At 54.3% G+C, this 13,478-nt stretch carries 15 protein-coding genes and 4 pseudogenes; 6 read left to right on the top strand and 13 right to left on the bottom strand.

Features of this window, described 5'->3' with window-relative positions; all coding sequences use genetic code 11:
- Positions 1–128: 128 nt before the first annotated feature.
- The 5 genes and pseudogenes from M1E86_RS20220 to M1E86_RS20200 all read right to left on the bottom strand — a co-directional run.
- Positions 129–629 carry a GNAT family N-acetyltransferase gene (locus M1E86_RS20220; protein ID WP_000376623.1) on the bottom strand — a complete coding sequence of 167 codons (501 nt, stop codon included), beginning with the start codon at positions 627–629 and terminating at the stop codon, positions 129–131.
- A gap of 127 nt (positions 630–756) precedes the next feature.
- The gene (gene sul1, locus M1E86_RS20215) at positions 757–1,596 is read right to left on the bottom strand and encodes a sulfonamide-resistant dihydropteroate synthase Sul1 (RefSeq protein ID WP_000259031.1); all 840 of its coding nucleotides are present in this window, start codon (positions 1,594–1,596) and stop codon (positions 757–759) included.
- Positions 1,590–1,937: a quaternary ammonium compound efflux SMR transporter QacE delta 1 gene (locus tag M1E86_RS20210; protein ID WP_000679427.1), complete on the bottom strand. Its 348-nt coding sequence runs from the start codon at positions 1,935–1,937 to the stop codon at positions 1,590–1,592. The genes sul1 (M1E86_RS20215) and M1E86_RS20210 overlap by 7 nt, the downstream gene beginning before the upstream one ends.
- A gap of 222 nt (positions 1,938–2,159) precedes the next feature.
- Positions 2,160–2,612, bottom strand: coding sequence for an NAD(+)--rifampin ADP-ribosyltransferase Arr-3 (locus tag M1E86_RS20205; protein ID WP_001749986.1), 453 nt, complete (start codon positions 2,610–2,612; stop codon positions 2,160–2,162).
- A gap of 84 nt (positions 2,613–2,696) precedes the next feature.
- Positions 2,697–3,110, bottom strand: a pseudogene (locus tag M1E86_RS20200) (CatB-related O-acetyltransferase); the annotation flags it as partial.
- Here M1E86_RS20200 and M1E86_RS20195 point away from each other — a divergent pair.
- From M1E86_RS20195 to M1E86_RS20180, 4 genes and pseudogenes are all read left to right on the top strand, one after another.
- Positions 3,109–3,252 (top strand): annotated as a pseudogene (locus tag M1E86_RS20195) (IS30 family transposase); the annotation flags it as partial. The pseudogenes M1E86_RS20200 and M1E86_RS20195 sit on opposite strands and share 2 nt — an antisense overlap.
- A gap of 100 nt (positions 3,253–3,352) precedes the next feature.
- A complete protein-coding gene (locus tag M1E86_RS20190; RefSeq protein ID WP_004201164.1) occupies positions 3,353–4,165 on the top strand; it encodes a subclass B1 metallo-beta-lactamase NDM-1 in 813 nt (270 codons plus the stop codon).
- Positions 4,166–4,168: 3 nt separating this feature from the next.
- Positions 4,169–4,534, top strand: a complete 366-nt coding sequence (ble, locus tag M1E86_RS20185) for a bleomycin binding protein Ble-MBL (RefSeq protein ID WP_004201167.1) — start codon at positions 4,169–4,171, stop codon at positions 4,532–4,534.
- Positions 4,535–4,538: 4 nt separating this feature from the next.
- Positions 4,539–5,033: a phosphoribosylanthranilate isomerase gene (locus M1E86_RS20180; protein ID WP_223231887.1), complete on the top strand. Its 495-nt coding sequence runs from the start codon at positions 4,539–4,541 to the stop codon at positions 5,031–5,033.
- A gap of 177 nt (positions 5,034–5,210) precedes the next feature.
- Here M1E86_RS20180 and M1E86_RS20175 read toward each other — a convergent pair whose 3' ends face one another.
- From M1E86_RS20175 to M1E86_RS20145, 7 genes are all read right to left on the bottom strand, one after another.
- Positions 5,211–6,752: an IS91-like element ISCR1 family transposase gene (locus M1E86_RS20175; RefSeq protein WP_272675800.1), complete on the bottom strand. Its 1,542-nt coding sequence runs from the start codon at positions 6,750–6,752 to the stop codon at positions 5,211–5,213.
- A gap of 404 nt (positions 6,753–7,156) precedes the next feature.
- Positions 7,157–7,996, bottom strand: a complete 840-nt coding sequence (sul1, locus tag M1E86_RS20170; RefSeq protein WP_000259031.1) for a sulfonamide-resistant dihydropteroate synthase Sul1 — start codon at positions 7,994–7,996, stop codon at positions 7,157–7,159.
- Entirely contained in the window at positions 7,990–8,337 is a 348-nt protein-coding gene (locus tag M1E86_RS20165) for a quaternary ammonium compound efflux SMR transporter QacE delta 1 (RefSeq protein WP_000679427.1), read from the bottom strand. Before M1E86_RS20165 ends, sul1 (M1E86_RS20170) begins: the two co-directional genes overlap by 7 nt.
- A 116-nt stretch (positions 8,338–8,453) precedes the next feature.
- Positions 8,454–9,299: an ANT(3'')-Ia family aminoglycoside nucleotidyltransferase AadA16 gene (locus tag M1E86_RS20160; RefSeq protein ID WP_001749984.1), complete on the bottom strand. Its 846-nt coding sequence runs from the start codon at positions 9,297–9,299 to the stop codon at positions 8,454–8,456.
- Positions 9,300–9,479: 180 nt separating this feature from the next.
- Positions 9,480–9,953, bottom strand: coding sequence for a trimethoprim-resistant dihydrofolate reductase DfrA27 (gene dfrA27, locus M1E86_RS20155; protein ID WP_001749985.1), 474 nt, complete (start codon positions 9,951–9,953; stop codon positions 9,480–9,482).
- 132 nt (positions 9,954–10,085) lie between these two features.
- Positions 10,086–10,538: an NAD(+)--rifampin ADP-ribosyltransferase Arr-3 gene (locus M1E86_RS20150; RefSeq protein WP_001749986.1), complete on the bottom strand. Its 453-nt coding sequence runs from the start codon at positions 10,536–10,538 to the stop codon at positions 10,086–10,088.
- A 96-nt stretch (positions 10,539–10,634) separates the two neighbouring features.
- Positions 10,635–11,189 (bottom strand): fluoroquinolone-acetylating aminoglycoside 6'-N-acetyltransferase AAC(6')-Ib-cr5, encoded by a 555-nt coding sequence (locus tag M1E86_RS20145; RefSeq protein ID WP_063840321.1) that lies wholly within the window; start codon positions 11,187–11,189, stop codon positions 10,635–10,637.
- 291 nt (positions 11,190–11,480) lie between these two features.
- Between M1E86_RS20145 and intI1 the strand changes: the two are divergent.
- A pseudogene (gene intI1, locus M1E86_RS20140) lies at positions 11,481–12,278 on the top strand (class 1 integron integrase IntI1); the annotation flags it as partial.
- A gap of 52 nt (positions 12,279–12,330) precedes the next feature.
- Here the strand turns inward: intI1 and M1E86_RS20135 are convergent.
- Complete coding sequence (locus M1E86_RS20135; RefSeq protein WP_001067855.1) at positions 12,331–13,035, bottom strand: IS6-like element IS26 family transposase; 705 nt, start codon at positions 13,033–13,035, stop codon at positions 12,331–12,333.
- 47 nt (positions 13,036–13,082) lie between these two features.
- Between M1E86_RS20135 and M1E86_RS20130 the strand changes: the two are divergent.
- Positions 13,083–13,478: pseudogene (locus tag M1E86_RS20130) on the top strand (RepB family plasmid replication initiator protein); the annotation flags it as partial.

Raw genomic sequence — 13,478 nt, 5'->3', positions numbered from 1 at the left:
AATTTGGGTGCAAATCAACAGATATCGACAACCTCTCGCGCAACCAAGACATCGCGGTCGGACTGCAAGTGATCTTGAAGCCACGGGCCCGTCCCACCCCGACATGGACCTCGATGCCCGAACGGACGTTAGATTTCGAGTTCTAGGCGTTCTGCGATGAAGGTTGGATCCCAGCCGGGATTGAAAGTGTCGACGTGGGTGAATCCGAGCCGCTCGTATAGGCCACGCAGGTTCGGGTGGCAGTCGAGCCGCAGCTTGGCGCACCCCTGCGTTCGCGCGGCATGGCGGCAAGCCTCGATCAGCGCGGAGCTGACACCCCGGCCCGCATGTGTCCGTCGCACCGCGAGCTTGTGCAGATATGCGGCCTCCCCCTTGAGGGCGTCGGGCCAGAACTCGGGATCCTCGGCCGACAAGGTGCAACAGCCGACGATGCCGTCGCTGCAACTCGCGACTAGGAGCTCGGATCTCAGGACGAAGGTCTCCGCGAATGTCCGGTCGATCCGCGCGACGTCCCAGGCGGGCGTTCCCTTGGCGGACATCCACGCCGCAGCGTCGTGCATCAGCCGCACAACCTCGTCGATATCACCCGAGCAGGCGACCCGAACGTTCGGAGGCTCCTCGCTGTCCATTCGCTCCCCTGGCGCGGTATGAACCGCCGCCTCATAGTGCAGTTTGATCCTGACGAGCCCAGCATGTCTGCGCCCACCTTCGCGGAACCTGACCAGGGTCCGCTAGCGGGCGGCCGGAAGGTGAATGCTAGGCATGATCTAACCCTCGGTCTCTGGCGTCGCGACTGCGAAATTTCGCGAGGGTTTCCGAGAAGGTGATTGCGCTTCGCAGATCTCCAGGCGCGTGGGTGCGGACGTAGTCAGCGCCATTGCCGATCGCGTGAAGTTCCGCCGCAAGGCTCGCTGGACCCAGATCCTTTACAGGAAGGCCAACGGTGGCGCCCAAGAAGGATTTCCGCGACACCGAGACCAATAGCGGAAGCCCCAACGCCGACTTCAGCTTTTGAAGGTTCGACAGCACGTGCAGCGATGTTTCCGGTGCGGGGCTCAAGAAAAATCCCATCCCCGGATCGAGGATGAGCCGGTCGGCAGCGACCCCGCTCCGTCGCAAGGCGGAAACCCGCGCCTCGAAGAACCGCACAATCTCGTCGAGCGCGTCTTCGGGTCGAAGGTGACCGGTGCGGGTGGCGATGCCATCCCGCTGCGCTGAGTGCATAACCACCAGCCTGCAGTCCGCCTCAGCAATATCGGGATAGAGCGCAGGGTCAGGAAATCCTTGGATATCGTTCAGGTAGCCCACGCCGCGCTTGAGCGCATAGCGCTGGGTTTCCGGTTGGAAGCTGTCGATTGAAACACGGTGCATCTGATCGGACAGGGCGTCTAAGAGCGGCGCAATACGTCTGATCTCATCGGCCGGCGATACAGGCCTCGCGTCCGGATGGCTGGCGGCCGGTCCGACATCCACGACGTCTGATCCGACTCGCAGCATTTCGATCGCCGCGGTGACAGCGCCGGCGGGGTCTAGCCGCCGGCTCTCATCGAAGAAGGAGTCCTCGGTGAGATTCAGAATGCCGAACACCGTCACCATGGCGTCGGCCTCCGCAGCGACTTCCACGATGGGGATCGGGCGAGCAAAAAGGCAGCAATTATGAGCCCCATACCTACAAAGCCCCACGCATCAAGCTTTTGCCCATGAAGCAACCAGGCAATGGCTGTAATTATGACGACGCCGAGTCCCGACCAGACTGCATAAGCAACACCGACAGGGATGGATTTCAGAACCAGAGAAAGAAAATAAAATGCGATGCCATAACCGATTATGACAACGGCGGAAGGGGCAAGCTTAGTAAAGCCCTCGCTAGATTTTAATGCGGATGTTGCGATTACTTCGCCAACTATTGCGATAACAAGAAAAAGCCAGCCTTTCATGATATATCTCCCAATTTGTGTAGGGCTTATTATGCACGCTTAAAAATAATAAAAGCAGACTTGACCTGATAGTTTGGCTGTGAGCAATTATGTGCTTAGTGCATCTAACGCCGCCATAAACGGCGACAGGGTGGCGCGCCTATTGCGCATAAAATGGCGAAGCCATGCGCAACAGGCGCGGAATCTCTGGCGTCCGGTTTGATGGCTTTGTTATGCAAAGGACTAGTCTTCAATGACGTGTAAACCACGGCGCTTTAAGTCCTCCAACGAATCCAACATTCCCCTTATTAATTCAACAGGATGCCCCTCCCAGTCTTCAACAACGCCAACAATTCTCAAGGGTTCGCAGGTTCTATAGGACTGTGTTGGATTACCGGGAAATCTTTTGTTCGTAAGATTCGGATCGTCTTCGAACGGTCCTGTTGGCTCAACTATGTATATGTAGCCGCGACCCTCGAGGCCAGACAGTGACATAGCAAGTTCAGCTCCCCAAACTGCTGGCTCCATCAAGGCTGAAAAGTAGATGTGCTTAAGAATACGACCGTCCTCGAAATGAGAGATGAACCCTGTGGTTAGCAAGTCACCAATCGCCAAATTGGCTTTGGTTCCATGATAGAACGGTCCTTGCACCTGCTTGTAATTATCATGAGAGATGGGAATCCAATCTTTTACCATTTTAAGACCCTTAATTGTTGGGATTTGGCTGCATAACGCCTGAAATAAGCCGTGCCGCGAAGCGGCATCGGCTTGATTGAATTGTTAGACGGCAAACTCGAGCCAATACTTGTGCAGGCCAACAATATTAGACGAGCACAGCATGGGCATTGCCGCTTTGATCTTCTCCAGTGACCAATTCCACCACTCCATCTCCAGAAGCAATGAAATTTCCTCATCGGTGAAGCGTTTCTTAATCTTCTTAGCGGGATTGCCGCCAACGATAGCGTAAGGCTCCACATCTTTTGTCACCAACGAGCGGCTGCCTATCACCGCACCGTGCCCGATCTTGATTCCGGGCATGACCATTGCCTCAGAGCCGATCCAAACGTCATTGCCAATGACAGTATTACCTGCTTTTTGGAAGGCATCGAGTGCGCTTGAGAATGCAGGTTCTTCCTGCATATAAAAGAACGGGAAAGATGATGCCCAGTCGTACCGATGCCCCTGATTGCCAGCAGATCAGCATTATTTAAATCAAGTTGCCATGTCACTGAATACTCGTCCTAGAAAGGCGTTAGATTGGCTTACACCATTAGAGAAATTTGCTCAGCTTGTTGATTATCATATGGCTTTTGAAACTGTCGCACCTCATGTTTGAATTCGCCCCATATTTTTGCTACAGTGAACCAAATTAAGATCATCTATTTACTAGGCCTCGCATTTGCGGGGTTTTTAATGCTGAATAAAAGGAAAACTTGATGGAATTGCCCAATATTATGCACCCGGTCGCGAAGCTGAGCACCGCATTAGCCGCTGCATTGATGCTGAGCGGGTGCATGCCCGGTGAAATCCGCCCGACGATTGGCCAGCAAATGGAAACTGGCGACCAACGGTTTGGCGATCTGGTTTTCCGCCAGCTCGCACCGAATGTCTGGCAGCACACTTCCTATCTCGACATGCCGGGTTTCGGGGCAGTCGCTTCCAACGGTTTGATCGTCAGGGATGGCGGCCGCGTGCTGGTGGTCGATACCGCCTGGACCGATGACCAGACCGCCCAGATCCTCAACTGGATCAAGCAGGAGATCAACCTGCCGGTCGCGCTGGCGGTGGTGACTCACGCGCATCAGGACAAGATGGGCGGTATGGACGCGCTGCATGCGGCGGGGATTGCGACTTATGCCAATGCGTTGTCGAACCAGCTTGCCCCGCAAGAGGGGATGGTTGCGGCGCAACACAGCCTGACTTTCGCCGCCAATGGCTGGGTCGAACCAGCAACCGCGCCCAACTTTGGCCCGCTCAAGGTATTTTACCCCGGCCCCGGCCACACCAGTGACAATATCACCGTTGGGATCGACGGCACCGACATCGCTTTTGGTGGCTGCCTGATCAAGGACAGCAAGGCCAAGTCGCTCGGCAATCTCGGTGATGCCGACACTGAGCACTACGCCGCGTCAGCGCGCGCGTTTGGTGCGGCGTTCCCCAAGGCCAGCATGATCGTGATGAGCCATTCCGCCCCCGATAGCCGCGCCGCAATCACTCATACGGCCCGCATGGCCGACAAGCTGCGCTGAGCCATGGCTGACCACGTCACCCCCAATCTGCCATCGCGCGATTTCGATGTGACAGAGGCGTTTTATGCGAAGCTGGGCTTTGCGACGAGTTGGAAGGATCGCGGCTGGATGATCCTGCAGCGCGGCGGTTTGCAGCTCGAATTCTTCCCCTATCCTGACCTCGACCCAGCTACGAGCTCGTTCGGCTGTTGCCTGCGGTTGGATGATCTCGATGCCATGGTGGCATTGGTGAACGCGGCGGGAGCCGAGGAAAAAAGCACCGGCTGGCCGCGCTTCAAAGCTCCGCAACTGGAGGCGAGCGGCCTGAGGATCGGCTACCTGATCGATCCCGACTGCACGCTGGTGCGGCTGATCCAGAACCCCGACTGACCGCATGCCCGCGAAAATCAAGATTTGCGGGATCAGCACACCCGAGGCGCTCGATGCGACCATCGCGGCGCGGGCGGACTATGCCGGGTTGGTGTTCTATCCAGCGTCGCCCCGTGCGGTTACGTCGAATGTCGCGGGCGCTTTGACATCGCGCGCAGCTGGCCAGATCGCCATGGTCGGTTTGTTCGTCGATGCGGATGATGCTGTCATCGCCGACGCACTGGTGGCAGCCAAGCTGAACGCGCTGCAGCTGCACGGTTCGGAATCGCCCGAACGCGTGGCCCAGTTGCGCGCGCGGTTTGGCAAGCCGGTGTGGAAGGCGCTGCCCGTCGCCAGCGCCAGCGATGTCGCACGCGCCGCAGCCTATGCCGGGGCGGCGGACTTGATCTTGTTCGACGCCAAGACCCCCAAAGGCGCGCTGCCCGGCGGCATGGGGTTGGCGTTGGGTATAGGAAGTATAAACCACCTTTTTGCTCCTCATCCGAAGTATCTTACCTGAAATTCCCTCACTCGTTTACCGCTCAAGCCCCAATTTTAACTGCCGGTCCAGCCTAAACCGCTCTAATAAGGTTCGATTTGGCGGTAAAATCTCTAGCCTGATAGCTCGAGAGATACAAACTGCCCCACCGCCCCGTTTAAAAGTTGGCAGTGTTGAGCAGTGTTGGATTTGGGGTCGTCAGTCAAAGAGACGACTCTGTGATGGATCGAACAGGCTGGGAGTCAGTGGCGGCGCTCGTTCTGGTGGCAGCTCACGCTGCTTGGCGGCATTCGCCTTGGCTGTTTTCTGTTTCAGATGCTTGAGAATCTGCTCAATGACCTTCGGATCTTCGATGCTGGCAATCACTTTGACGTGACCGCCGCAGTGTTCGCAGACTTCAATATCAATATTGAAGACTCGCTTGAGGCGTTGCATCCAGGTCATGGCGCGGTGGCGCTCTGCAGGACTCTTGTCACGCCAGTTAGTATCGAGACCTTCCGATTTGTCGGGCTTCTTGCCCCGCTTGGCGGGTGTTACTTGAACTCGGTGTTTGCTGTTCGGTGCAAAGACGCCGTGGAAGCGTGTGAGGTTGACTCGCGGCTTAGGTACCAACGCAGCGAATTTGGCGATGAAGTCCAGCGGCTCGAAGATCACATGGGTGGTGCCATTGCGGTACGGAGTTTTGAGCTCGTAACGCACCTGCCCATTGGCGGTTAATGCCAGACGTTTTTCTGAAACCGCTGGCCGACTAATGTAGCGACACAAGCGCTCAAGCTTATCCCGCTGATGCGCTTCGGCCATCACACCGGCGTGTAGCGAGAAACCAGCATGGTTGGCTACTCGACTGCTTGAGTCGGCTTTATCCTCACGCCCTGGCAAGGTTTGCAGGGTGAAGACTTTGCGCCCTTGCTGGGGGCCGACGGCAATGCGATACGTAACCGAAGCACCATGTAATTGAGTCAGCGTATCGTCTTCGCCCTCTTCCAGTGTCAACCACGTATTCTCGGCATCACGCTCCAAAATCCCACGCTTTTCCATGCAGCGAGCGATGCGATGGCTGAGGGTGTGAGCGAGCGTATTCAGCTCATCGTAAGTGGGTGCCTTGACACGATGGAAGCGTTGCTTGCCATAGTCATCTTCGGCATAGACACCATCGAGAAACAGCATGTGGTAGTGGACATTGAGATTTAGCGCGGAGCCAAAGCGTTGGATAAGAGTCACTGAGCCAGTTTGTGCAGAGGCTTTGGTGTAACCGGCTTTTTTGATCAGATGAGTTGAGAGTGTACGATAGACGATACTCAAGACCTGGCCCATCAGCTGGGGATGGCGAGCCAGCAAAAAGCGTAGCTGGAAAGGAAAGCTGAGCACCCACTGGCGAATGGGCTCCTTGGGGAAGACTTCGTCTATCAGCAGCGCCGCACTCTCGGCCATCCGGCGGGCACCGCAGCTAGGGCAAAAGCCGCGTCGTTTACAGCTGAAGGCGACCAGACGCTCGTGATGACAATCCTCGCAGCGAACCCGCATGAAACCATACTCCAGACGGCCACATTGGAGGAGGTCGTTGAATTCTTGTTGGATGTAGCGAGGCAGGTGTTGACCTTGGGCTTCGAGTGAGGCTTTGAAGGCTGGGTAGTGCTGCTCAACCAGCTGGTAGAGCAGCGTCTGGTCGGGTTGGTGGCGTTCGTAACCGTTTGTTTGAGTGGGCGATTGACTCGCCGTGGCGTTCCTTGCCAGCGACATGGGTATCCTCCGCTGATACTGTGGTTATGTACAGTATCAGCGGCTTGCGTTCAGACGTCCAGTCTGGCCCTAGACATCGCTAAATGCTTAACCCGCAATAGCCCTCACGAGTTGTTATCAGCCACTACCGGTTGAGCGAGAAGGTTTTGGGTTCAGGGTGCTATTGCTCCACCAATCACAATACTGAAGCCCCAACTGTTATCAGTTGGGGCTTTTTCTTGTCTGTTTGCGGCGGTTGCGTTTTATCGGTAGTCGTCGAGCTCTGCACCATCCCACATAAGAGCTTAACGGTGCGATCTTCAACGCCATCACACAAAACTTTCTTTTTCACGCACAGTCAACTTATTGGATGTTTTATTAACAACCCAAAAGGAGATATTTAGCGGGCGGCCGGAAGGTGAATGCTAGGCATGATCTAACCCTCGGTCTCTGGCGTCGCGACTGCGAAATTTCGCGAGGGTTTCCGAGAAGGTGATTGCGCTTCGCAGATCTCCAGGCGCGTGGGTGCGGACGTAGTCAGCGCCATTGCCGATCGCGTGAAGTTCCGCCGCAAGGCTCGCTGGACCCAGATCCTTTACAGGAAGGCCAACGGTGGCGCCCAAGAAGGATTTCCGCGACACCGAGACCAATAGCGGAAGCCCCAACGCCGACTTCAGCTTTTGAAGGTTCGACAGCACGTGCAGCGATGTTTCCGGTGCGGGGCTCAAGAAAAATCCCATCCCCGGATCGAGGATGAGCCGGTCGGCAGCGACCCCGCTCCGTCGCAAGGCGGAAACCCGCGCCTCGAAGAACCGCACAATCTCGTCGAGCGCGTCTTCGGGTCGAAGGTGACCGGTGCGGGTGGCGATGCCATCCCGCTGCGCTGAGTGCATAACCACCAGCCTGCAGTCCGCCTCAGCAATATCGGGATAGAGCGCAGGGTCAGGAAATCCTTGGATATCGTTCAGGTAGCCCACGCCGCGCTTGAGCGCATAGCGCTGGGTTTCCGGTTGGAAGCTGTCGATTGAAACACGGTGCATCTGATCGGACAGGGCGTCTAAGAGCGGCGCAATACGTCTGATCTCATCGGCCGGCGATACAGGCCTCGCGTCCGGATGGCTGGCGGCCGGTCCGACATCCACGACGTCTGATCCGACTCGCAGCATTTCGATCGCCGCGGTGACAGCGCCGGCGGGGTCTAGCCGCCGGCTCTCATCGAAGAAGGAGTCCTCGGTGAGATTCAGAATGCCGAACACCGTCACCATGGCGTCGGCCTCCGCAGCGACTTCCACGATGGGGATCGGGCGAGCAAAAAGGCAGCAATTATGAGCCCCATACCTACAAAGCCCCACGCATCAAGCTTTTGCCCATGAAGCAACCAGGCAATGGCTGTAATTATGACGACGCCGAGTCCCGACCAGACTGCATAAGCAACACCGACAGGGATGGATTTCAGAACCAGAGAAAGAAAATAAAATGCGATGCCATAACCGATTATGACAACGGCGGAAGGGGCAAGCTTAGTAAAGCCCTCGCTAGATTTTAATGCGGATGTTGCGATTACTTCGCCAACTATTGCGATAACAAGAAAAAGCCAGCCTTTCATGATATATCTCCCAATTTGTGTAGGGCTTATTATGCACGCTTAAAAATAATAAAAGCAGACTTGACCTGATAGTTTGGCTGTGAGCAATTATGTGCTTAGTGCATCTAACGCCTGAATTAAGCTGCGCCGCGAAGCGGCGTCGGCTTGAATGAACTGTTAGACATCATTGGCGTGGAGCCGAGCAGACTGGCGGCTTCGTGCTTCACAAAGTAAATGAACGCAGTCAACTGATCAGCGCGTGAGGCCAAGCAATCCATCCCTTGTCCAAGGTAAGCCTGCTGGGCTTCAAGCAGCACGGGCTGATGTTGGACGGGCAGGCGTTCCATTACCCAGTTGGCAGCTACATCCTTCGGCGCGATCTTGCCGGTTGCTGCGCTGTACCAAATGCGAGACAAAGTAAGCACTACATTCCGCTCGTCGCCTGCCCAATCCGGTTGTGAGTTCCATAGTTTCAAGGTGTCGGCCAGTGCTTTGAATAGATCGCTTTCCGGGACTGAGTTGAAGAAATCTTCCGCGGCCGAACCTGCCAAGGCAAGGCTGTGTTGCCTTGCTTTAGTTAGCAGAATAGCCAGATCAACATCGGTTGTCGCGGGCTCGAAGATGCCCGCAAGAATGTCCTTGCGCTGCCACTCCCCGAATTGCAGTTCCCGTCTGGCTGGATAACGCCAAGGAACAACATCGCCGTACACGACGATGGTAACTTCCAAGGCACGGAGAGCTTCACTTTGGCCGGGAGAAGCGGAAACTTCCAGGAAATCTACGAACAGAGCCTGCCGCACAGTCTCATCGAGCTGTGCAGTCACAGTAACCAGCAAATCAATATCACTGCATGGCTTCAGGCCACCGTCGAGTGCAGAGCCGTACAAATGCACGGCCAGCAACGTCGATCCCAGATGATGCTCGATGACGTTGAGTGCCTGTGATAGCTGTACCGAAATCTCGGCGGGCACTGCGTTGCTCATGATGTCTAACTCCCAATTTGTGTAGGGCTTATTATGCACGCTTAAAAATAATAAAAGCAGACTTGACCTGATAGTTTGGCTGTGAGCAATTATGTGCTTAGTGCATCTAACGCCGCTAAGCAGCGGCACATTTTGCGTTTTGAGCGCAGCGAAGCAAAATGTGTCCGATGGCTTGGATGGTTAACCCCTTTGCCAGATTTGATAGCGATAATTTATATTTGAATGAAATTCCTGCTCGAACACCACATTGAACTCTTTGGGGATTTCCGGAAAGAAAACATTGCCCTCTGGCTCGGAATCTATTGTCGAGATATGTAGCGTGTCGGCATGGGCGATCAGACTCTTGTAGATCTCTCCACCACCAGAAACAACAACATGGTTCGTAAGAGTCTTTAGCTCCCTCATTGCTGCTTCTATAGATGGAAACACAACCACATCATCGTTAGTAGCTACCGATCCTGAGCGGCTGACAACTGCATACTTTCTATTTGGGAGAGCCCCCATTGCCTCAAATGTTTTACGGCCGACTAAGAGCCATTGATTGTAAGTTATTGCTTTAAAAAGCAGCTGCTCACCTTTAGCGTTCCACGGGATATCCGAGCCGCAGCCAATAACCCCATTTCTTGCTTTTGCAGCCATTAGTGATATTTTCACGATACTCCTTTGGGTTAACGCCGCCATAAACGGCGACAGGGTGGCGCGCCTATTGCGCATAAAATGGCGAAGCCATGCGCAACAGGCGCGGAATCTCTGGCGTCCGGTTTGATGGCTTTGTTATGCAAAGGACTAGTCTTCAATGACGTGTAAACCACGGCGCTTTAAGTCCTCCAACGAATCCAACATTCCCCTTATTAATTCAACAGGATGCCCCTCCCAGTCTTCAACAACGCCAACAATTCTCAAGGGTTCGCAGGTTCTATAGGACTGTGTTGGATTACCGGGAAATCTTTTGTTCGTAAGATTCGGATCGTCTTCGAACGGTCCTGTTGGCTCAACTATGTATATGTAGCCGCGACCCTCGAGGCCAGACAGTGACATAGCAAGTTCAGCTCCCCAAACTGCTGGCTCCATCAAGGCTGAAAAGTAGATGTGCTTAAGAATACGACCGTCCTCGAAATGAGAGATGAACCCTGTGGTTAGCAAGTCACCAATCGCCAAATTGGCTTTGGTTCCATGATAGAACGGTCCTTGCACCTGCTTGTAATTATCATGAGAGATGGGAATCCAATCTTTTACCATTTTAAGACCCTTAATTGTTGGGATTTGGCTGCATAACGTTTGACATGAGGGGCGGCCAAGGGCGCCAGCCCTTGGACGTCCCCCTCGATGGAAGGGTTAGGCATCACTGCGTGTTCGCTCGAATGCCTGGCGTGTTTGAACCATGTACACGGCTGGACCATATGGGGTGGTTACGGTACCTTGCCTCTCAAACCCCGCTTTCTCGTAGCATCGGATCGCTCGCAAGTTGCTCGGCGACGGGTCCGTTTGGATCTTGGTGACCTCGGGATCATTGAACAGCAACTCAACCAGAGCTCGAACCAGCTTGGTTCCCAAGCCTTTGCCCAGTTGTGATGCATTCGCCAGTAACTGGTCTATTCCGCGTACTCCTGGATCGGTTTCTTCTTCCCACCGTCCGTCCCCGCTTCCAAGAGCAACGTACGACTGGGCATACCCAATCGGCTCTCCATTCAGCATTGCAATGTATGGAGTGACGGACTCTTGCGCTAAAACGCTTGGCAAGTACTGTTCCTGTACGTCAGCAAGTGTCGGGCGTGCTTCTTCTCCGCCCCACCACTCGACGATATGAGATCGATTTAGCCACTCATAGAGCATCGCAAGGTCATGCTCAGTCATGAGGCGCAGTGTGACGGAATCGTTGCTGTTGGTCACGATGCTGTACTTTGTGATGCCTAACTTTGTTTTTGCGTTGCTCATGATGTCTAACTCCCAATTTGTGTAGGGCTTATTATGCACGCTTAAAAATAATAAAAGCAGACTTGACCTGATAGTTTGGCTGTGAGCAATTATGTGCTTAGTGCATCTAACTTTGTTTTAGGGCGACTGCCCTGCTGCGTAACATCGTTGCTGCTCCATAACATCAAACATCGACCCACGGCGTAACGCGCTTGCTGCTTGGATGCCCGAGGCATAGACTGTACAAAAAAACAGTCATAACAAGCCATGAAAACCGCCACTGCGCCGTTACCACCGCTGCGTTCGGTCAAGGTTCTGGACCAGTTGCGTGAGCGCATACGCTACTTGCATTACAGCTTACCAACCGAACAGGCTTATGTCCACTGGGTTCGTGCCTTCATCCGTTTCCACGGTGTGCGTCACCCGGCAACCTTGGGCAGCAGCGAAGTCGAGGCATTTCTGTCCTGGCTGGCGAACGAGCGCAAGGTTTCGGTCTCCACGCATCGTCAGGCATTGGCGGCCTTGCTGTTCTTCTACGGCAAGGTGCTGTGCACGGATCTGCCCTGGCTTCAGGAGATCGGAAGACCTCGGCCGTCGCGGCGCTTGCCGGTGGTGCTGACCCCGGATGAAGTGGTTCGCATCCTCGGTTTTCTGGAAGGCGAGCATCGTTTGTTCGCCCAGCTTCTGTATGGAACGGGCATGCGGATCAGTGAGGGTTTGCAACTGCGGGTCAAGGATCTGGATTTCGATCACGGCACGATCATCGTGCGGGAGGGCAAGGGCTCCAAGGATCGGGCCTTGATGTTACCCGAGAGCTTGGCACCCAGCCTGCGCGAGCAGCTGTCGCGTGCACGGGCATGGTGGCTGAAGGACCAGGCCGAGGGCCGCAGCGGCGTTGCGCTTCCCGACGCCCTTGAGCGGAAGTATCCGCGCGCCGGGCATTCCTGGCCGTGGTTCTGGGTTTTTGCGCAGCACACGCATTCGACCGATCCACGGAGCGGTGTCGTGCGTCGCCATCACATGTATGACCAGACCTTTCAGCGCGCCTTCAAACGTGCCGTAGAAGGCACTGTTGCAAAGTTAGCGATGAGGCAGCCTTTTGTCTTATTCAAAGGCCTTACATTTCAAAAACTCTGCTTACCAGGCGCATTTCGCCCAGGGGATCACCATAATAAAATGCTGAGGCCTGGCCTTTGCGTAGTGCACGCATCACCTCAATACCTTTGATGGTGGCGTAAGCCGTCTTCATGGATTTAAATCCCAGCGTGGCGCCGATTATCCGTTTCAGTTTGCCATGATCGCATTCAATCACGTTGTTCCGGTACTTAATCTGTCGGTGTTCAACGTCAGACGGGCACCGGCCTTCGCGTTTGAGCAGAGCAAGCGCGCGACCATAGGCGGGCGCTTTATCCGTGTTGATGAATCGCGGGATCTGCCACTTCTTCACGTTGTTGAGGATTTTACCCAGAAACCGGTATGCAGCTTTGCTGTTACGACGGGAGGAGAGATAAAAATCGACAGTGCGGCCCCGGCTGTCGACGGCCCGGTACAGATACGCCCAGCGGCCATTGACCTTCACGTAGGTTTCATCCATGTGCCACGGGCAAAGATCGGAAGGGTTACGCCAGTACCAGCGCAGCCGTTTTTCCATTTCAGGCGCATAACGCTGAACCCAGCGGTAAATCGTGGAGTGATCGACATTCACTCCGCGTTCAGCCAGCATCTCCTGCAGCTCACGGTAACTGATGCCGTATTTGCAGTACCAGCGTACGGCCCACAGAATGATGTCACGCTGAAAATGCCGGCCTTTGAATGGGTTCATGTGCAGCTCCATCAGCAAAAGGGGATGATAAGTTTATTACCACCGACTATTTGCAACAGTGCCGTGTACATCGAAATACGGCTTATCAGGCGTTAAAAGATGCTTGCGATGACTTGTTTGCAAGACAATTCAGTTATCAGAGTCTTAGTGAAAAAGGTAACACTATTAATCACAAATCAAGATGGGTGAGCGAGGTGGCTTATATTGATAATGAAGCTGTCGTTAGACTTATTTTTGCCCCTGCTATTGTGCCTTTAATTACTAGGTTAGAAGAACAATTTACAAAGTATGAAATACAACAAATAAGTAATTTAACAAGTGCTTATGCTGTTCGTTTATATGAAATATTGATTGCATGGCGTAGTACTGGAAAAACGCCTCTCATAACTATGTATGATTTTAGACAAAAAATAGGTGTACTCGAGACTGAATACAAACGAATG

Source organism: Providencia sp. PROV200, assembly GCF_049901995.1.
GTDB classification, from domain to species: Bacteria; Pseudomonadota; Gammaproteobacteria; order Enterobacterales; family Enterobacteriaceae; genus Providencia; species Providencia rettgeri_E.
Note: the sequence above shows the minus strand (reverse complement) of the source record. Positions and strands in the feature narration are given on the sequence as shown.